Origin of the sequence: Desulfovermiculus halophilus DSM 18834 (assembly GCF_000620765.1) — a bacterium.
Taxonomy (GTDB): domain Bacteria; phylum Desulfobacterota; class Desulfovibrionia; order Desulfovibrionales; family Desulfothermaceae; genus Desulfovermiculus; species Desulfovermiculus halophilus.
Genome location: NZ_KK211185.1, coordinates 193883 through 213462, shown reverse-complemented (window position 1 = coordinate 213462; position 19580 = coordinate 193883). Strand labels below are relative to the sequence as shown.

Genomic DNA, 19580 nt, shown 5'->3' with positions numbered 1-19580 from the left:
GACACTTGGTATCGATATGTGTCTAGGTCATGATCACACAGCTTCGAGCAAGCGGCAGGAAGAGAACCAAATGAGACCGCAAATCAGTCTTGGTCAATAAAAATGAACCAGTACACTTCGCCATTATCCCGGCCTTGGGTTGCGTCTTTGGGGATTACCCTGGGCCTGATCCTGGTCCTTGTCTTCCTGGTTCAGGGCATCAGCGCCATTGACGTGATGCATCACGTGGGCTGGCCCGTGCTCCGGATCATCTTTTTCGTTGCCCTGGGGCTGGCTGCCGGGGAAATAATCGAGGCCACAGGATGGACCCGGTCCCTGTCAATTGTGGCCAGGCCGCTGTTTTCTTTTGCCCGCCTGGGCCAACGGTGCAGCGCCACATTTACTACTGCCTTTGTCTCCGGGATAGCGGCCAACGGCATGCTGGTCTCGTTTTACGATCGCGGGCTCATCGACAAGCAACGCCTGTTCCTGACAAACTTCATCAACCAGCTCCCGGCCTTTTTTCTGCACCTGCCCACGACCCTGTTCGTCATCTTGCCTCTGACCGGAACTCCGGGCGGCATCTATCTCCTGCTCATCTTTGTGGCCGCTGTCATCCGCACCGGGTTGTGTGCTTTGTACGGCCGACTCCGCCTAGCACCGCCGAATGAGGCCGCAGAGGAGTCCACAAAAACCGGCAGACAGAAAAAGACAGCCGTCTCTGACCTGCCCGGCCTCCTGCTCAGCCGGGTCCCCAGACGTCTGGGCCGGATAGTCCAGCTTGTGATCCCTATTTACATCCTGGTTTTTGCCCTCCAGCGCCTGGGATGCTTCGACTTTATCCAGACGGCCATGGCCGAAACCGCAGTTGGGGCCCTGATCCCCATCGAGGCCCTGTCCATGGTGGTCATCAGCTTTCTGGCCGATTACACCTCAGGCTTTGCAACCGCCGGAGCACTGGCCTCCTCAGGGGTATTCACCAACCACCAGGTGGTTTTGGCCCTGATCTTGGGAAATGTGATCGCTGTCCCCATCCGGAGTCTACGCCACCAACTGCCCCGATACCTGGGTATTTTTTCTCCCAAAATGGGCACCCAAATCCTGGTTTTGGGACAAAGCCTGCGGGTCCTCAGCCTACTCCTGGTCGGGGCCGGATATATGCTGGTGGGCTTCTCGTGAGTATTCAGGCTTCCGCGCCTGGTGTGACCGCTGATGGTATTTGCTATTTGGCAACAGGGAAGAACCACCAGCTTGATTGTAGGCTAAGATTGGTGGCTCAGCCGTAGGGGCGAAAAATTTTTCGCCCTCTGTGTGTTACCCGGGTGACATGAGGACGAATAATCATTTCCCCTACAAGCTGTGCGCAACATTTGGGAGAAATGCAATAACCCTGTTTTTGTCCACATTGGGATAAAAGATATTGCAGACTTGCCGGTGCTCAGGCCAATGGCGGGACTAAAACCCAAGGCCAATACTGGACTTCAAAATCTTCAGAGGTCATACATGCCCAACTCTCAGACAATCTCCCCACAGGATATCGAAAGCCGGTCCATGGCCATCATTGACCGGGAAGTACCGGAACCCCGCCCTTTTAGCTCCCGGCAGTGGCCGGTGGTCCGGCGCATGATTCACGCCTCGGCCGACTTCGAGCTTTTGTCCCTGGTTTGCTTCCACCCCCAAGCTATCCAAGCCGGCATCACGGCCTTGTCGCAGGGATGCAAGGTAGTAACCGATACCCGCATGGCCAGGGCCGGAATCACCCAGGCCCGAATGCAGCGCCTGGGCTGCCGGGTGGAGTGTCTCCTGGACCAGCCCGGAGTGGATGAGAAAGCCGCGCAGCGAGGCATGACCCGATCCGCAGCAGGCATGGAGCAGGCTGTTGTTTCAGATACAAAAACCATCTTTGTCATCGGCAACGCCCCTACTGCCTTGTTTTCTTTGATCCAGGCCATGCAGGACGGAGTCGGAAAGGCTGAGCTTATTGTGGGCATGCCGGTTGGCTTTGTCGGTGCAGCGGAATCCAAGGAAGCCCTGGTGCAGATCTCGAACGTCCCCTGGATAACCATAACCGGCCGTAAGGGCGGCTCGCCCCTGGCTGCGGCCTGCGTGAACGCTCTGGCAGAGATGGCATTAACAATTTGATATCTTGTACTTATAGCTCCCACGCTTTGCGTGGGAGCCTTCCTGACCGTTCCCGCGGTCTCTTTCTGGACGCCTGAGCGTCCAAAAGGGTTCCCACGCAGAGCGTGGGAACGAAAAAAAACGATGAACAAGAAATCAATGAGTTACAGCAAAATATCACTGTAATGGTAAGGACACAACATGAATGGGGCACCCCGGAAAAGTTCCTTACGAACCGGCTTTACCACCGGGTCGGCCGCAGCCGCCGGAGCCAAGGCCGCGGCCCTGGTCCTGGCCGGACATGCAGTCCCGGCAGAGGTGGACATCCCTCTGCCCAATAAAGAACGCATGAGCATCCCCATTCAGGAGTGTGCCCGGGATGGAAACGGGGTAAAGTGCACGGTGATCAAGGACGGTGGCGACGATCCGGACGCCACCCATCTGGCCCGGATCACTGCTGCCGCAGAACCGGGTCCCGAAGACCAGGGCATAGATGAGATACGGATTAGCGGAGGCCCGGGCGTCGGCCTGGTGACCAGGCCCGGCCTGTCCGTCCCCGTGGGCCAGGCGGCCATCAACCCAGTACCCAGGGAGCAGATCCGTATGGCCGTGGAAGAAGCCCGAAAGATCGCCGGTCTCTCAGGCCCTTTGCAGATAACCATCTCAGTAGCCGATGGAGAAAAAATCGCCACAAAGACCTTCAATCCCCGGCTGGGCATCATCGGCGGGATCTCCATCCTGGGCACCCGGGGGACAGTGCGGCCCTACTCCCACCAGGCATACAGGGATACCATCACCGCCTGCCTGGACGCGGCCCGGGCCCAAGACGTCTCCTGGGTCGCCCTGTGCACCGGTGGGCGCAGCGAGCGTTTTGTTCGCAACCTACACCCCGGGCTGTCGGAAGCCGCCTGTATCCTGGTGGCCGACTTTCTGTCTTTTTCTCTGCAGGAAGCTTGCAGGAGGAATTTTGCCCGAATTACTTATGCCTGTTTTTTCGGCAAGCTGGTCAAGGCCGCTTTGGGCCACGCCTACACCCATGCCCGAAAATGCAGTATCGATTTTCAGATCCTGGCCGCTTGGTGCCTGGAGGCGGGCCTGGATCATCCTCGGAGCGAAGAGATAAAGATTTGCAACACCGCCCGTCAGGCCCTGGACATCATCGGCTCAGCAGATAATTCCCAGCCGGTGATCCGGGCCTTAGCCGCTCGGGCCTTGGCCAGCATTCAGGGTTTTGCCGGTTGGACAAGGGGCATCGATCTGGTTGTGTTCGACGATCAGGGAGAGGTGGTAGTTGAGATGTAAGAGCATTGTTTTCATACAAACCCACATGCCTGCCAATGCGCAGGCACGCTTGCGCTAACGAAGCATACAAACGATTTCGATACCGATACCGACTGGGAGTCGCTACCCAATCGGATCCTGATAACTATTAACGAATAACTAATAACAGTTTTTCATATAAACTGAGAACAGATAACTATTAACTATTGATTTCGTATATGCCCATACACGTTATCGGACTCGGAACCGACCTTCAGGACCAACCTGATTCAGTCCGCGAACTCCTGAGCTCCTGCACCGTGCTGGTTGGAGGACAGCGCATGCTGGAAGCCTGTGGCAACTATCCGGCCAGACAGATCCAAATCAAAGCTCCTCTGGAGAGTGTCCTGGCCGAAATCCAAACAGCTAAGGCCCAGAGGGAACAAATCGCCGTTCTGGCCGACGGCGATCCCTTGTTCTACGGCATCGGCCGCAGGCTGCTGCAGGACCTCCCTGCCCAGGACCTGCATTTTCATCCCGGAATAACCGCCCTGCAGACAGCGGCAGCCAGGCTGAAGATCCCCTGGGATCAGGTGCGCACCGTCTCCCTGCACGGCCGTTTGGAGCTTCACCCCCTGCTCAGGCTCATGTCCAGGCATGAGCTGATTGGAGTGTATACCGATGCAACCTGGTCCCCGGACGCCCTGGCCCGGGAGCTCCTGAAGCGGGATATTGACCACTTTATCCTCCATGTCTGTGAGGATCTGGGCCTGGGCACGGAAAAACTCCTCACCCTGGACTGCGCTCAGGCAGCGGACATGCGTTTTTCTACTTTGAACTTCGTTCTCCTGGAACGGACCCAACGTCCGGAAAGAAAGCTGACTTTAGGGACTCCGGAAGAGCATCTTGAACATGAGAACAGCCTGATCACCAAGGCGGAAATCCGTTCCACTGCCCTGGGGTGTTTGCATATCCAGCCCGGACACACTGTCTGGGATATTGGCGCCGGGTGCGGGTCCATCGGGTTGGAGGCCTCCCTGCTTGCTTGGAACGGCCGGGTGATCTGCGTGGAATCAGACCCAAAGCGGGCTGAGCATATCCGCACTAACAGAGTCCGAACCGGAGCCTATGCCCTGGACATTGTGACCGGCAACGCTCCGGAATGCTTTTCTGAACTCCCTGATCCGGACCGGATTGTCGTGGGCGGTGGAATAAGCCGCAGTCCGGATCTTGTCCCCCAGGCCCTGGACCGGTTGCGCCCAGGAGGAAAGATAATGATTCTGTGCACCCTGCTGTCCACCCTGCATCAGGCCAGAGATCAGCTGGGCAAGGCCGGACTGGAAGCCGACGTACAGCAGATCAGCATTTCCCGCTCCCGGAGCATAGGTACGGACAAGCGCCTGGAACCCTTGAATCCCGTCTTTCTGGTCAGCTTTGCCTTCAGCAAGTCTGACCCATTTTTTGGGCCAAAGCGCCCAAAAGAGGAAGACATGCATTAATTCGAGGGTCTTGTAATCACTTTCAAATGCCCACTTTGATCCTTCTGTGCTCAGAATCAAACATCGTAATCAAAAAACGATCAATGGAAAACGACCATATGTCACAGCCCCCAGTCTCTTTCATCGGCGCCGGTCCGGGAGATCCGGAACTTTTAACCATCAAGGCCCAGCGGCTGATCCAGGAGGCCGACCTTGTCCTCTATGCCGGATCCCTGGTCCCCCGGGAAGTTCTGAGCTGGGCCAAGGATAACGCCGAAATCATGGACTCCTCGGGGATGACCCTGGAGCAGACCCATGCCGCCCTGGTCCAGTGCGTACACCAGGGTCACAAAGCGGCCCGGGTGCACACCGGTGATCCATCATTATATGGTGCCGTCCTGGAGCAGATGCGCCTTTTGCAGCAGGAGGGAATTGATTATCAGGTCATTCCGGGAATCACGGCCGCCTTTGCCGCCGCCGCCCAGGCCGGTATATCCTTCACCATCCCCGAACTGACTCAGACTCTGATCTTTACCCGCATGCGCGGACGGACACTGGTCCCGGACAAAGAACGTCTGCAGACCCTGGCCGCGCACCACTGCAGTCTGGCCATCTATCTTTCCGCCTCTCTGGTCCAGGATATGGTCCAAGAACTGCGGACCGGGGGCCTGCCGGATACAACCCCGATCTGTGTCGGGTCCAGTGTCGGCTGGCCGGGAGAGGAAATGCTGTGGACCGATCTGGCTCATGTGGAGCAGGATGTATCTGACCGGGGAATCACCCGCCAGGCTGTCTTTCTGGTCCTTCCCGGACAGGCAGGGGGCCAATCTCAGGTCTCCAGACTGTACAGTCCGGATTTTAGCCATGGATTTCGATCAGCCAGGATGAACGATGCATAAACGGGCCGTGTTCGCCCTCACCGCCCAGGGTGCAGAACTGGCCAGGGGCATGGCGGCGGGTCTGCAGGCCGATGTTTACCTCCCCCGGGCCTTGGCCGGAGCTCAGGATATGGGTTTTGCCAACTTCCATGCAGCGGTGGGTCAGGCCTGGACAGCCTATTCCCAGCTCGTCTTTGTTGCCGCCAGCGGCATTGCGGTCCGGACCATCGCCCCTCTGCTTCAGGGCAAGGACCGGGACCCGGCCGTGGTTGTTGTTGATCATCAGGGCCGGTTCGCGGTCAGCCTCATCTCCGGACATCTGGGAGGAGCCAACGACCTGGCCAGGGAAACGGCCTCCCTGACCGGAGGGCAGGCGGTGATCACCACCGCCACTGACTCTTTGGGCCTTTTGGCCATCGACTGTATTGCCAGAAGCAAGGAAATGGGCCTGGAGCCTGTATCCGGGATCAAGAAGATCAACGCCGCCCTGCTTCAGGGAGAGCCAGTGCGCGTTGCAGATCCGGAAGACCGCCTGGGCTGGAAGGATGGGCCGCCTGCCGGTTATACCCTCGAGCAGTCTGATCCCGGGTGCGGCCCCCTGGTCAAAGTTGAATGGCGTGAGGATGCAGGCTCAGAAGCCGATCTCATCCTCCGGCCCCGCTGCCTGGTAGCCGGGATGGGCTGCAACACCCAAACTTCAGGACGCGAAATTCAGGCACTTATCCGCCACGCATTCGCTGTCAACAACTTATCCTTGGCCAGCCTGCACTGCCTGGTCAGCACCAGCAAGAAAGCCCAGGAGCCTGGACTGCTTCAGGCCGCAGACGCCCTCGGCATCAGCCTGGTCTGCATCGAGCATCGCCTCCTCCAGGACGTTGACGTCCCCAACCCATCCGCCACAGTGCACAACCACATGGGAGTGTCCAGCATATGCGAAGCAGCAGCCATCCTGCACACCAATCACGGCCGGCTCCTGGTACCCAAGACCAAGAGCCGAAACGCCACCCTGGCCGTAGCCCTGCAACCTTAAGCCTGGTAGGCCTGGGGCCGGGCGCGGCCGATCTCATGGCCCCCAGGGCCAGGCTGGTTCTGGACCGGGCTGAGGTCATTGTCGGGTACTCTTCCTATATCCAGCTCTTGGACCAGGGCCTTGTGCACGGCAAAGAGGTTATCAGCACCGGGATGACCAAGGAGGTCCAGCGCTGTCGGGCCGCCCTGGATCTGGCCTGCCAGGGGCGGCGGACAGCCGTGGTCTGCAGCGGGGACAGCGGCATTTACGCCCTGGCCGGATTGATCCTGGAGCTGATGGAAGAAAGAAACCTGGCGGAAAGCATGGATTTGCAAATCGTGCCCGGCATCCCGGCCCTGGCCGCGGCAGCGTCCAGCCTGGGAGCGCCCTTGATGCATGACTTCGCCAGCATAAGCTTGAGCGACCTGCTCACCCCTTGGGAAGTCATAGATAAAAGGGTCCGGGCCGCCGCCGAGGCCGACTTCGTCATCATCCTCTACAACCCGCGGTCCAAGACCCGAACCTGGCAGCTGGAAGCCATTCGCTGCTTGCTCCTCAAGGTTCGCAACGGGGATACTCCGGTGGGAGTGGTCAAAAACGCTTCCAAAGATGACGAGCGAGTCGTTTTCACCACATTAGAGGGACTTGACACCGAGTCTGTGGACATGAAATGTACGGTGATTATCGGCAATTCGCAGACCAGGCGAATCGGTCATTGGCTGCTCACCCCCCGGGGGTATGCGGCCAAGTACGACCTGACAAAACAGAGTGGGGGATGACGTGCCAACCGCCCAGTGCAACGATATAGATATCTACTATGAGATTCACGGCTCCGGATTTCCAGTTGTATTCATCAGCGGCCTTGGGGCCGGAACATGGGCCTGGGAGCCGCAGGTCCCCTTTTTCAGCCGCAGCTACCGGATGCTATCCTTTGACAACCGGGGAGCAGGCCGGAGCGGCACTCCTCCGGGTCCCTACAGCATCGAACAGATGGCCCTGGACACGGTCCGGCTGCTGCATGCGCTGGATATCGAAGAAACGTTCGTGGTCGGACTGTCCATGGGCGGTATGATCGCCCAGGAGCTGGCCCTGATTCTCCCCCACCGGGTCCGGGGCCTGATCCTGGCCGCCACCCACCCCGGAGGCGATCTGCACGTCTCCGGCTCACCGGAAGTATACCAGCGATTGATGGACAACACCGGACTCAGCCCGGAAGAGATCGTGGAAAAGAACATTTCCGTTCTTTTCAGCCCGAATACAGTCACCCAACGGCCGGAGATCATCCAGGGTTATCGCGAGCGGCAGAAAACTATCCCGGAGCAGCCGGAGCACGCCTTTGCCGCTCAACAGAAAGCCATCCAAGGCTTTGACTGCTCCGGGCGACTCACCAGGATCAAGGCCCCGACGCTGCTCCTGGCAGGCGAGGACGACCAACTTATCCCCCCTGAGAACGCCCGGCGCATGGCCGAGCATATCCCGGACTGCCAGGTTAGGGTATTTCCACAGGCCGGACATCTTATCCATATGGAGCGAACCAAGGAATTCAACACAACTGTGGACGAGTTCTGCAAGGCCAGGGTGTAAACCGCGGCACTCTTGGGAGCAAGACGCTGCTACTTTTTTTGGCTCTTCGACCCAGAAAGTGGAATTGCCTCCATAAGAGTTTGCCGTCTCTTCTGTGTGCCACGAGCGGCAGGCCCGCACATTTTCTTGGTCCCGCCACCCGGCACTCACGTGTATGATACGCTTTCGTATGAAAAACTGTTATGAGTTAATAGTTGGGATAATCCAAATCGAAATCGGGATCGCTATCGAAATCGAAAGAATATGTCATTCCGTGCAGCAGGAAGCCTCAGTTTATGGATATCGATCCCGATCCCGATAGCGATTACGAAACCAAAGAAAGAAAAGGCTCTTCGACACAGAAAACAGTGATCTGCACGTGAGTAGCCGGGAGGGGGCAGGGATCCCCCTTTGGCGGGGCTTAGAAAATACCGGGCCGAAAGTGGGCATACAGAAGAGATGGCAAGCTCCAAAAATCCACAGGCTAGGTCGAAGAACCCTTTTTTTCATTGGCAGCAATTCTGGCTGGACAACAGCGGGGCGTCCATCCTCCGGACAAGGTCCCTGCTACTGCAGGCTGGATAATATTGCCGGTTGGACAGTATGGGATCTGACCGTCGTCTACTTGCTGATTATCTCTCTTACCACATACGAGCCAAACCATGCCCCAATATTCACCCCACTCTCATTCGACGCTTCAGGCCCCTGAAAGAATAGAACAACTCCGCCGCCTGGTGTGGATCATGTATGCCCTGTATGCAGGGACGATCATTTCCGGGTTCACCCTGATCATCGGCGTGGTCATGGCCCATGCCAAGGACAAAGAGGCCGGCATCCTGGATCCGATTCTGGCCAGCCATATCTCCTGGCTGATCCGCACCTTTTGGTGGACCCTGGCCTGGTCAGTTGCGGCGGCGATATTCTATGCCCTGTTCATCACCGCCCCTCTTGGCGCACTGATCACCCTGATCGCCGGAATCTGGTTCATGTACCGGGTCATCCGGGGCGCTTTGCGCCTGCACCAGGGAACGGGCATGCCTGTGGCTTGACCGGCGTTCTTCGAGCTCACCAGCCAACACTGATTCGGACCAGAAGCAGCCCGGCCGCGGTCAGGACCACTGCAGTCCCGGCCAAACGGTTGGCCTGCTGAATATGCTCCGGTCCCAGGGGATTTACAGGGTCTCCGAGCTTGGGCCGGCTGGAAGTCTGGCCGTGATACCGGCCCTCTCCACCCAGCTGGACCTGCATGAGCCCGGCCATGGCCGCCTCGGCCTGTCCCCCGTTGGGACTGGGATGCTTGTTCCGGTCCCGACAAAAGACACGCCAGCCTATGCCCGCCGGATAGCCCAGCAGCTTCCCGCCTGCTATGAGAGCCACGGCCCCGAGCCGGGCCGGGATCCAGTTCACCGCATCGTCAAGCCGGGCCGCAGCCCGGCCGAACTCCTTGTATCCTCCGGTGGTATACCCCCACATGGAGTCCAGGGTGTTCACCGCCTTGTACAGGACTGCCCCTATGGGCCCGAAAAGAAAGGCGAAAAACAACGGGGCAATGACCCCGTCCACGCTGTTTTCAGCCACGCTCTCCACACAGGCCCGGCTGACTTCAGGGCCATCCAGCTCCGCAGTCTCCCGGCCCACAAGCATGGACACCGCCTGCCTGGCCTCCGGAAGATCCCCCTGTGCCAAGGCCCGATACACCCGCATGCTGTGCACCCGCAGGTCCTTGGCCGCAAATGCGGTCCACAGCACAAGCACTCCACCCAGATCCCCGGCCAGGGGATGGATACGACCAAGCAGCCAGAGTGCGCCCCAGGTGACGGCTCCGGTGACGGCCAGAACCAGGATCACGCCCAGAGCTCCTGCTCTGGTCTGGTTCAAGGTCTGCAGGCGCAGGGGCTTTTCCACTCCAGCGGCCAGGGCCCCGATCCAGCGCACCGGATGCGGCCAGCCCTGGGGATCGCCGATCAGCTGATCCAGGACCAGGGCGCATATGATCTGCAACTCAAGGGGTATCATCAAAGCTCCAATCTGAGATTCTTCAGTCGCTACGCTCCTTCAGAATGACACGAGGGGGCATCTGACCCAGTAGCCGGATGAACCGCCAGCAGAAACTACAGCCCAAGCTCCCTCTTCACCCGATCCACATCCAGGTGCTCCCGGACCACATCCGCCAGGCGGTCCAGGGCCGGCTCCAGGTCGTAGCGGACCTGAACCGCGCCCAGGGGGGACAGCCCTTGGCGCACCCGCAAACGGTCGATGAACCAGCGCCGAAACTCGTCGGCATCGAACAGGCCGTGCAGATATGCACCCCATACAGGAGGGCTCATCCCCTCCGTCTCCAGCCCCCGGTCATCGCCCTGTCCCAGGCGAAGGACCGGCCGTCCCCCTTCGGCCCGGGAGCGGCCGTGATGGATCTCATAGCCCTGAACCGGCAAGCCGGACGCAGAGTGCACGCCCTGCCGCCGGGTCAGGGTCTTGTCCGTATCCAGGTCTGTATGCATGGGCAAGAGCCCCAGCCCGGACATTTCCTGTATTGCAGACTCCAGGCCATGAGGATCGCGAATCGTTCGTCCCAGCATCTGATATCCGCCGCATACGCCCACGATTTCGCTTTTCCCCTCTTGGGCCAGCGCCCGTATCCCGGCTCCCAATCCGCTGCGCTGCACAAATGCCATATCATTGGCCACGCTCTTGCTCCCGGGCAGAATCACAGCTGCGGGCTGACCGAGATCTTCGGCCCGGCGCACCAGCTTCAGGCGCACGTCCGGTTCCTGGATAAAGGGCTCAAAGTCCGTAAAGTTCGAGATATGGGGCAGATCCAGCACTGCGATCTCCACTCCGTCCCCGCCCTGGGCCTTCGCCGCCCGCCACCCGGACTTGAAGCTGACCGAATCCTCGTCCGGAAGTCCTAGCTCCTGGATATGGGGGACGACTCCCAGGACCTCCCGCCCGGTATGCCGCCGGGTGATCTCCAGGGCCGGATCCAAAAGGGATGCATCCCCCCGGAACTGATTGATGACAAACCCGGAGACCAGCTCCCGCTCCCACTGGGCCAGGACCTCCATGGTCCCCACAAATGAGGCGAAGACCCCGCCCCGGTCAATATCCCCGATAAGCAGGACCCTGGCCCCGGCCTGTCTGGCCATGCGCATGTTCACGATGTCGTGGGCCTTGAGGTTCACTTCCGCCGGGCTTCCCGCCCCTTCCAGAACCATGACCTCGTAGTCGGAAGCCAGGGAACCGTAGCATTCCTGCACCGCCTCCCAGGCCCGGGCCTTGTACTGCACGTAATCCAGGACCTGCATGTTGCCCACCGGCCGGCCCCGGACAATAATCTGGCTCCCGGTCTCGCTGTTGGGCTTGATCAAAACCGGATTCATGCGCACATCCGGGTCCAGTTTGCAGGCCTGGGCCTGGACCACCTGGGCCCGGCCCATCTCTCCCCCGTCCCTGGTGACAAAGGAGTTCAGGGACATGTTCTGGGCCTTGAACGGGGCCACCCGGTAGCCGTCCTGAAGCAGGATCCGGCCCAGGGCCGCGGTGAGAATGCTCTTGCCGGCATTGGAGCCCGTGCCTTGAAACATCAGGGCCGGCACCCGCCTTTGTGCTTTTGTGCAGGTCTTTTGACCGGCATGGTGCCCGGGTTTCCGCCCCAGGATATCGGCCAGGGACTGAATCAAGCGCTGGTTGTCCTCCCGGCTGCGGACTGCAACCCGGCAATACGTATGGTCCAAGCCCTGATAGTTGGCGCAGGTCCGGACAGCTATCCCCTGTTCAAGCATGGCCCCGGACAGGGAAACAGCATCCCGGGTTGTATCCTCCACTTTGCACAGCAGGTAGTTGGCCTCTCCGGAGACCACCCGCAGACCGGATATGCAGGACAGATCGGATACCAGCTCCGCCCGCAGCTCCGCGACCAGTTTCCGGGTCCGGTCCAGATACGCTTGGTCCCCGATGACCGCAGCTCCCACGTCCAGGGCCAGGGAGTTCACGCTCCATGGAGGCATGACCCGGCGGACAGCCTCAGCCACCCCTGAGGGGAACAGGCCGTATCCCAGCCGCAAGCCGGGAACGGCGAAAATCTTGGTCAGGGACTTGAGGACCACGATGTTGGCCATATCCGGATCAAAGGAAGTCTGCAGCCCGGGGACGAAATCAAGAAACGCCTCATCCACCACGAACAGGGTTCCGGGATGGGCAGCGGCGGTTTGGCATATCCCGGCTGGATCAAGGCAAACCCCGGTGGGGTTGTTCGGCTGGCCCAGGAAGACGATCTCGTTTCCCTTCAATCTGGATTCCAGCTGATCCCAGTCCAGAACAAACCCCTGCTCCGGAGGCAAGGGAACATGTTCTATTTCCAGTCCGGCCTGCTCTGCGGCCGTTGCATAATCCACATAACAGGGAGCGGGGATGACCGCCCGGGAACAGGCCCAGCTACGGGGCAGGGCAAAGAGGAGCTCGGTGGAACCGTTGCCCAGAACAACATGCTCCTGGTCCACATTGTGCTTTTCTGCCAGAAGCTCGCGAAGCTCCAGACCTTCCGGATCCGGGTAATGAACAATCCGGTCCAGGCTGCGGCTGACCACGGCCCTCAGGCACTCCGGCGGCCCCAACGGGTTGATGTTCGCGCTGAAGTCAATGATCGAATCCCTGTCCACCCCGGCCCGTCCGGCCAGTTCCCGGATATTTCCCCCGTGTCTGCCCATTCTCAACCCTTCTTTTTCCGCTTTCCTGCTTCAACTTTCGCCAGCCACTCAGCCTGGGCCTTTTGGTACTCCTCTTCGCTCTCCTTCCAGGCGTACTCTTCCGGATCCGGCTTTTCCCGTGTCCTGGGCCCTCTGCCTGCTCCGGGCAGATTCTGCATGGCCCGGATCAGTCTGTCCACCCAATTCAGGCCCGTGTGCGTGTCCTGATCGTCAGACATCAGCCACCTCGTGGTTTTGACTTTTTTCCCACAGCAGGACACAATCTGACACCTTTTTTGCCCCAAAGCAAAACCGGCCCTGTGCCGCACGTGATCCCGCCATGCCGGGTCTGAACAGTGAACTCTCTTATGGCCCACCCCTTCAGCCTTATCCGACCCTATTTCGCCGAAAAAAAGGCCGCCCTGGCCCTGGGCCTGATCAGTCTGATCATCGTGAACTTCCTGCAACTGCTCATCCCCAGGGTGATCAAATGGGCTGTGGACGATCTGACCGCCCTGTCTCTGGATACCACCGGCCTGCTTGTCTATTCCGGCCAGATTGCAGCCATCGGCTGCTGTATGGGGCTTTTCCGCTATATATGGCGCAACTGCCTTTTGGGCACCTCCCGCCGGGTTGAAGAAGGCCTGCGCAACCGGCTTTTCGCCCACCTGCAAAGTTTGTCCGCCCAGTACTTCGACGCCACCCGGACCGGAGACCTCATGGCCCACGCCACCAACGACATTCTTCAGGTGCGCATGGCTGCGGGCATGGGCCTGGTCGCCATCAACGACGCCGTGTTCCTCGGCCTTGCCGCCGTGGGCTTCATGCTGGCCATTGAGCCGGTGCTCACCCTCTTGGTCCTCATCCCCATGCCGATTATCATCCTGGGCACCCGCTTCTTTACCAAACGCATGCACCAGCGCTATCAGGCGGTACAGGCCAGCTTCTCCGATCTGACCGAGGCTGTGCGGGAACGGATGGCCGGGATACGCCTGGTCAAGGCCTACACCCTGGAAAAGGCGGAGATAGAGCATTTGAATGCGGAATCCGGGGCCTATGTCCATGAGAACCTGCGCCTGGTCCGGACCACCGGGGCCTTTTTCCCTCTCATGCTCCTGTTGACCAATCTGAGCATGGCCGTGGTCATCTATTTCGGCGGCAGGCTGACCATTGTGTCCACTATCTCTCCCGGCGACTTTGTGGCCTTTATCAGCTACCTGGGTCTTTTGACCTGGCCGATGATGGCTATGGGCTGGGTGATCAACCTCATGCAGCGGGGCAGGGCTTCCCTGGATCGGATCCAGGCCATACTGAACACCAAACCGGTCATTCACGACCCGGTCCGACCTCAAGCCGTGCCCCAAAGCCCACCGCCTGTGGTCTTTACAGGGGTCTTCTTTGCCTACCCTGGCGGACACCGGGCCCTGGAAGACATATCTTTCCAGCTTGCCCCCGGCCAGACCCTGGGGCTGGTCGGTCCGCCTGGATCAGGCAAAAGCAGCCTTTTGCAGCTCATCCCCAGACTCTACGACCCCGAACGGGGAAAAATCACCGTCCACGGTCTGGATCTGCGCAGCATTTCCCTCTCCGGGCTGCGCTCTCTGACCGCCTACGTCCCCCAGGAACCGTTTCTCTTTTCCGGAACCATCCGGGATAACCTGCTCCTGGGCAGGGAGGGAGCCACGGACCGGGACATGCTGCTCGCCCTGCGCAAGGCGGACATGGAGGATACGGTCCGCGGATTCTCCAAGGGACTGGATACCATTGTCGGTGAACGGGGGGTCATCCTCTCCGGGGGACAAAAACAGCGCATCGCCCTGGCCCGGGCCTTTGTCCACGCCGGTCCTCTCCTCATCCTGGATGATCCGATCAGCCAGGTGGACACCCAGACCGGACGGCGCATACTGGATCACCTGCATCCGGAAACCGAGAACCGAACCACCTGCATCGCCTCTCATCGCCTTGCCGCCCTGAGCACCGCGGACTGGATCCTGACTTTGGATCAGGGCCGGATAATCGAGGCCGGGACCCACCAGCAGCTTATGGACCAAGGCGGCTTTTACGCCCGCACCTTCCGGTTCCAGGAAATCGAAGAGGCCCTGAATGGTACATGATTACGGATACTTTGAGGAGGATCAGCTGGGCAAGCCTCAAGATCTGGGGATCTTGACCAGGCTGGCCCCGTTTGTCCGTCCCTACGCTGTCCTGGTCGGCCTGTCCCTGCTTTTGGTCCTGGTCATCACCCTCTGCGAGCTGTCTGTTCCCTATATGACCAAGATGGCTGTGGACCGGTATATCGTGCCGGCCCGTTCCGAACAGAGCGAGGGTCAGGATCAGGAATCCAGATTTCTGCGCCTTGACCCTCAGGATCCCCAGGTTCAAGGCGTCGTCCAGGACCATCCCCACCTGTTCCGAAAAGAGAAGGGCCGCATCCTGATCGCCTATGCCGATCTCTCAGAATTATCCCCGGAAAGCCTGGCCAAAATCAGGCACCAGGACCTGGAGGGGCTGGGCCTGCTGGTTTTGGCTTTTCTGGGAGTCATCAGCGTCAATTTCGGGGCCAACTTCGGCCAGCGAATGATCATGGAGCTGTCCGGCCAGCGGATCATGCACGATTTGCGCATGCAGCTCTACGCCCATGTCCAAGGCCTCTCCCTCTCATTTTTCAACCGCACCCCGGTGGGCAGGTTGGTGACCAGGATGACCAACGACGTCCAGAACCTGCATGAACTGTTCACCAACTTTCTGTCCTTTGTGCTCAAAGACCTGTTCATGCTCCTGGGCATTGCCGTCATCCTGCTGGTCATTCACTGGCAGCTGGCCCTGGTGTCCTTTGCGGTGATTCCCTTGGTCCTTGTCGCGGCCACCATCTTTGCCCGCCGGGCCAGACGGGTCTTCCGCATCCTGCGGATCAAGGTGGCGGAAATCAACTCCCGGTTTTCGGAGACCATTGAAGGCATGCGGGTCATCCAGCTCTTCGGCCGGGAAAAGGCGAACATGGACGGATTCCGGATCCTCAACCATGAGAACTACCGGGCCGGGATGGATCAAATCCGTATTCTGGCCGTTTTTCTTCCCCTGATAGAGGTCCTGGGATTTCTGGCCATGGCCCTGATCGTTGGCTACGGGGGATCGAGAGTTCTGGGCGGGAGCCTCAGCCTGGGGGCGCTGGTGGCCTTTCTCTCCTATATCCGGATGTTCTTTCGCCCCTTGCGGGACATGGCCGAAAAGTTCAACCTGCTGCAGAACGCACTGTCCTCTGCGGAGCGGATCTTTCAGATCCTGGACACCAAAGAAGAACTGGAACCTGCCGCTTCCCGGGCCCAAACCGGGGAGCCCCTCACAAGCGTGGAATTCGCCGGGGTATGGTTCGGCTACACCTCCCAGGAACCAGTGCTCAAAGACATTTCCTTCTCCCTGAGCCAGGGAGAACGCATTGCCTTTGTCGGGCCGACCGGAGCTGGCAAGAGCTCCCTGATCCATCTTCTGGTCCGCTTCTATGACCCCCAGCAGGGGCGCATTCTGATCAACGGGCGAGACATCACTGCCTGGGATATTACCTCTCTTCGATCCCGCATGGCCCTGGTCATGCAGGAGTCCTTTCTCTTCGCCCGAACCATCAGGCAGACCCTGCTCCAGGGGAATCCGGAACTGACGGACAGAGAAATGGTCAGTCTCTTGGAAGGAATGGACCTGTGGCCGTTGATCAGCAGGCTGGAGAACGGGCTGGATACTGTCCTCAGCGGGCGGGGGGCGTCTCTGTCCAGCGGTGAACGTCAGCTCCTGTCTATGGCCCGGGCCCTGGCCCGAGACCCGGACATCCTCATTCTGGATGAGGCCACCTCGTCCATAGATTCAGAATCCGAGCAAAAGCTGGGTCGAGCCATGAACCGTCTGCAACGGGGACGGACCTCCATCACCATCGCCCATAGACTGGCCACGGCCCGGCATGCAGACACTATCTACGTCCTGCACCACGGCCGGATTGTCGAATCCGGCTCCCACACCCAGCTCCTGGACCAGGATGGCTACTATGCCCGGCTGCATCAGGTGCAGGTATAAAAAGTGAGTTCACCCTAATTCCGGCTGCCGTGCATCTGCTCCCACTTGTCCACAACCGAGCGGGCCAGGCGGACTGAGGCCGCGTCGACCATCTTGCCCTCCATGGCCAGGCTTCCGCTGTGCCCCCCGGCTGCCTGCTCATAGGCAGCAACCACCCGCCGGGCCTGCTCCACCCGCTCGGGACTGGGCGAAAACTCTGTATTGATGGTCTCCAGCTGGCTGGGGTGAATCGCCCATTTGCCGTCAAAACCCAGGCCGGAGCTTAGCCGGCAGGAAGCAAAAAGGCCTTCGGGATCGGAGTGGTCGCCGTACGGGGCATCTATAACCTGCAACCCGTTGGCTTTGGCCGCAACCGCCAAGCGGCACAGGACACTGTACCAGCGGCCCTGCCCGGTCTCGCCCTCCCCGTGCCCACTGACCCCAATGGGGGGAGCCCCCATGGAGGCTGTAAAATCGGCCACCCCGAAGACCAGGGCCTCTACCCGGTCGGAGGACGCGGCAATGGCCTCAGCTTGGGAGAGGCCCTCCGCGGTCTCGATACAGGCCTCGATTCCGATCTTCCGGGTCAGGTTCAAGGCGGTCTCTATCTGAGACAGAACAAGGTCTATGGCGCTCACGTGCGCGGGGCCGGCCACCTTGGGCACCACCAAGACGTCAACCGATGTCCCGGCCTGTTCGACTATGTCTATGATGTCCCGATAGGCGTACGGTGTCTGCATGTCGTTTATCCTGCAGGCCCGGACCTTGGGACCGAAATCCGCCTCCTGAAAGCAGGCAATAGCCGCCCTGCGGGCACCTTCCTTATCCTGGACCGGGACACTGTCCTCCAGATCGAGCATAATCTCATCCGCATTCAGGCCCATGGCCTTGTGTACCATGCGCTCTTTATTCGCAGGCACGGACAGGACGCTGCGCCGCAAACGGATCACGTTCATTTGCCTCTCCTCTGCATCAAGTTTCCCTTGAATCTGCCGCTACTCTTCATTGTGCTCCGCCTTCTTGGGGCTCAGCCCTTCCTTTTGCTGATAGGAGAGCACGAAATCAACGGCGTCCGGCACACTGTTCACCCTTCCTTCAATCTGGGCCTTGAGCAGGGCCTCCCGGATTACCCCCACAACCGGTCCAGGCTGAAGACCGGTGAAGTCCATGATTTCGTTGCCGTTTAAGAGCGGCTCGGTCATTTCTTCGGGGATGTCAGCCCGCTCAAGGTATTTTAAGTTGTGATTGAACGCCTTGGTGCTTCCATCCCTGGCCTTGATATTGGCCCTGGCCATCTCCATAATCCGGGGATATTCGTCCAAGGCCTTGAATCTTCGAATCCCGCGCTCGGTGAGCATTGGATCGAACCGCTTGTGATGTCGGACCAGATGGGCAATGAGATCAATGTCTTCCGGCCACAGCTCCAGACGGCGAAGGATCAGCCGGGCAAGCTTGGCCCCTACATGGGGATGCTGATGAAAGGTCCATCTGTCCTCAGTGTATTCAACTGTGTGCAGTTTGCCGGCATCATGGAGCATGCAGGCCATGGTTCCGAACCAGTCATAGGGCAGTTGCTCTGTATAGTAGCGCATGACCTCAATGGTGTGCTCAAAAACGGTTTCCTCCTGCCCGCTTTCATTCTTCACCTGCCACACCCGGCTCAAGGCCGCGACTTCCGGAATCAAGCCGTGCAGGATCTGAGAATCGAACAGGAGCCGGACAAAATGCCACATATTCTCAGCTTCAACCTTGCGCCATTCGTCCATGATGTCGTAGACCGGCACATAATCAACCACGGCCCGGGCATGACGGACAATGGCCATCCATGTATTGGCCTCGATGGGCAGATTGAAGTTGACCGCAAACCGCAGAGCTCGAATGGCCAGCAGGAAATTGGAGCGCAGGGTCTCGTCCGGAAGCCCCCGCAGGCGGATTTCTCCACCATCCCAGCCTGCAAAGCCTTCGTCCGCTTCCACGGTGCCGTAAAAGATGGGGCAGGCCAGGTTGGCCGGAAGCTCGCCCCGTTCCTGGAGCTTATTGCGCAGGCGGGGAGTCAGTTTGACCATGGCCACGTCCATATGCGAGGCGGGCTCCACATCTGCGGCATACAGCCGAAACAGTGATTCACCTTCCCGGATCTCACCTACCTGGCCCTCCTGCCTGCCTGGGACGGCATGGGGGAAAAGGCGCTGGAGATCGGAGAAAGAAATATCCGTAGCCAGCTCCACCTCCTGTTCGTGGCCGTCCTCCAGCACTGCTTTCTGCAATCCGCTGTTTATGATATAGGCATCAAACCCGTTGCGGTTGATGGTCTTGCACATGGATACTGCATCCCGAAGGGGCTGGGGCATTGCTACCTCCTTACAATTATAATGAGGGCAAAAAGTTGGTTACTTTTTGTTCCCTGCACTGAAGCTGCACAGGTAATCAATTTCCGCTTGCTTCATACCCGACACGCCGGTTGTCCTGCATTCCGGATGGCCCGGCTGCTTTGCAATTCCGTTTGACTCATGCTAGCCTTTCACCAGTTTCTGGTCAAGATATTCAGTCAACTCGATATGTTATA

At 59.3% G+C, this 19580-nt stretch carries 16 protein-coding genes; 11 read left to right on the top strand and 5 right to left on the bottom strand.

Features of this window, described 5'->3' with window-relative positions:
- Positions 1-102 precede the first annotated feature (102 nt).
- The 9 genes from N902_RS18345 to N902_RS18335 all read left to right on the top strand — a co-directional run bounded on the left by N902_RS18345 (position 103) and on the right by N902_RS18335 (position 9337).
- Positions 103-1158 carry a hypothetical protein gene (locus N902_RS18345; protein WP_051564671.1) on the top strand — a complete coding sequence of 352 codons (1056 nt, stop codon included), beginning with the start codon at positions 103-105 and terminating at the stop codon, positions 1156-1158.
- A gap of 324 nt (positions 1159-1482) precedes the next feature.
- Positions 1483-2121 carry a precorrin-8X methylmutase gene (locus N902_RS0115275; RefSeq protein ID WP_027371605.1) on the top strand — a complete coding sequence of 213 codons (639 nt, stop codon included), beginning with the start codon at positions 1483-1485 and terminating at the stop codon, positions 2119-2121.
- Between the two features lie 180 nt (positions 2122-2301).
- Positions 2302-3402, top strand: coding sequence for a cobalt-precorrin-5B (C(1))-methyltransferase CbiD (gene cbiD, locus N902_RS0115270; RefSeq protein WP_027371604.1), 1101 nt, complete (start codon positions 2302-2304; stop codon positions 3400-3402).
- A 197-nt stretch (positions 3403-3599) separates the two neighbouring features.
- Positions 3600-4859: a precorrin-6y C5,15-methyltransferase (decarboxylating) subunit CbiE gene (cbiE, locus tag N902_RS18340; RefSeq protein WP_051564670.1), complete on the top strand. Its 1260-nt coding sequence runs from the start codon at positions 3600-3602 to the stop codon at positions 4857-4859.
- 98 nt (positions 4860-4957) lie between these two features.
- On the top strand, positions 4958-5737 hold the full coding sequence (cobM, locus tag N902_RS0115260; protein WP_208596345.1) for a precorrin-4 C(11)-methyltransferase: 780 nt from the start codon (positions 4958-4960) through the stop codon (positions 5735-5737).
- Positions 5730-6746, top strand: a complete 1017-nt coding sequence (locus N902_RS0115255; RefSeq protein ID WP_027371602.1) for a cobalt-precorrin 5A hydrolase — start codon at positions 5730-5732, stop codon at positions 6744-6746. The genes cobM and N902_RS0115255 overlap by 8 nt, the downstream gene beginning before the upstream one ends.
- Before the next feature lie 35 nt (positions 6747-6781).
- Positions 6782-7504, top strand: coding sequence for a precorrin-3B C(17)-methyltransferase (gene cobJ, locus N902_RS0115250; protein ID WP_244147439.1), 723 nt, complete (start codon positions 6782-6784; stop codon positions 7502-7504).
- 1 nt (position 7505) lies between these two features.
- Positions 7506-8309, top strand: coding sequence for an alpha/beta fold hydrolase (locus tag N902_RS0115245; RefSeq protein ID WP_034623159.1), 804 nt, complete (start codon positions 7506-7508; stop codon positions 8307-8309).
- Positions 8310-8950: 641 nt separating this feature from the next.
- Positions 8951-9337, top strand: coding sequence for a DUF4870 family protein (locus N902_RS18335; RefSeq protein WP_153304257.1), 387 nt, complete (start codon positions 8951-8953; stop codon positions 9335-9337).
- A 16-nt stretch (positions 9338-9353) separates the two neighbouring features.
- Here N902_RS18335 and cbiB read toward each other — a convergent pair whose 3' ends face one another.
- From cbiB to N902_RS18330, 3 genes are all read right to left on the bottom strand, one after another.
- Positions 9354-10304 (bottom strand): adenosylcobinamide-phosphate synthase CbiB, encoded by a 951-nt coding sequence (cbiB, locus tag N902_RS0115235; protein ID WP_027371599.1) that lies wholly within the window; start codon positions 10302-10304, stop codon positions 9354-9356.
- A 95-nt stretch (positions 10305-10399) separates the two neighbouring features.
- Positions 10400-12994 (bottom strand): cobyric acid synthase, encoded by a 2595-nt coding sequence (locus N902_RS0115230; protein ID WP_034623157.1) that lies wholly within the window; start codon positions 12992-12994, stop codon positions 10400-10402.
- Between the two features lie 2 nt (positions 12995-12996).
- Positions 12997-13212: a hypothetical protein gene (locus tag N902_RS18330; protein ID WP_034623156.1), complete on the bottom strand. Its 216-nt coding sequence runs from the start codon at positions 13210-13212 to the stop codon at positions 12997-12999.
- 129 nt (positions 13213-13341) lie between these two features.
- On the opposite strand from N902_RS18330, the gene N902_RS0115220 reads away from it, so the two are divergent.
- Together N902_RS0115220 and N902_RS0115215 are read left to right on the top strand one after the other, a co-directional pair.
- Positions 13342-15087 carry an ABC transporter ATP-binding protein gene (locus tag N902_RS0115220; protein ID WP_027371596.1) on the top strand — a complete coding sequence of 582 codons (1746 nt, stop codon included), beginning with the start codon at positions 13342-13344 and terminating at the stop codon, positions 15085-15087.
- On the top strand, positions 15077-17035 hold the full coding sequence (locus N902_RS0115215; protein ID WP_027371595.1) for an ABC transporter ATP-binding protein: 1959 nt from the start codon (positions 15077-15079) through the stop codon (positions 17033-17035). Before N902_RS0115220 ends, N902_RS0115215 begins: the two co-directional genes overlap by 11 nt.
- Positions 17036-17049: 14 nt before the next feature.
- Here the strand turns inward: N902_RS0115215 and N902_RS0115210 are convergent, their stop codons facing one another.
- Both N902_RS0115210 and N902_RS0115205 read right to left on the bottom strand, forming a co-directional pair.
- Positions 17050-17970, bottom strand: a complete 921-nt coding sequence (locus tag N902_RS0115210; RefSeq protein WP_034623154.1) for an HpcH/HpaI aldolase/citrate lyase family protein — start codon at positions 17968-17970, stop codon at positions 17050-17052.
- Positions 17971-18009: 39 nt separating this feature from the next.
- On the bottom strand, positions 18010-19365 hold the full coding sequence (locus tag N902_RS0115205; protein WP_027371593.1) for an HD domain-containing protein: 1356 nt from the start codon (positions 19363-19365) through the stop codon (positions 18010-18012).
- Positions 19366-19580 lie beyond the last annotated feature (215 nt).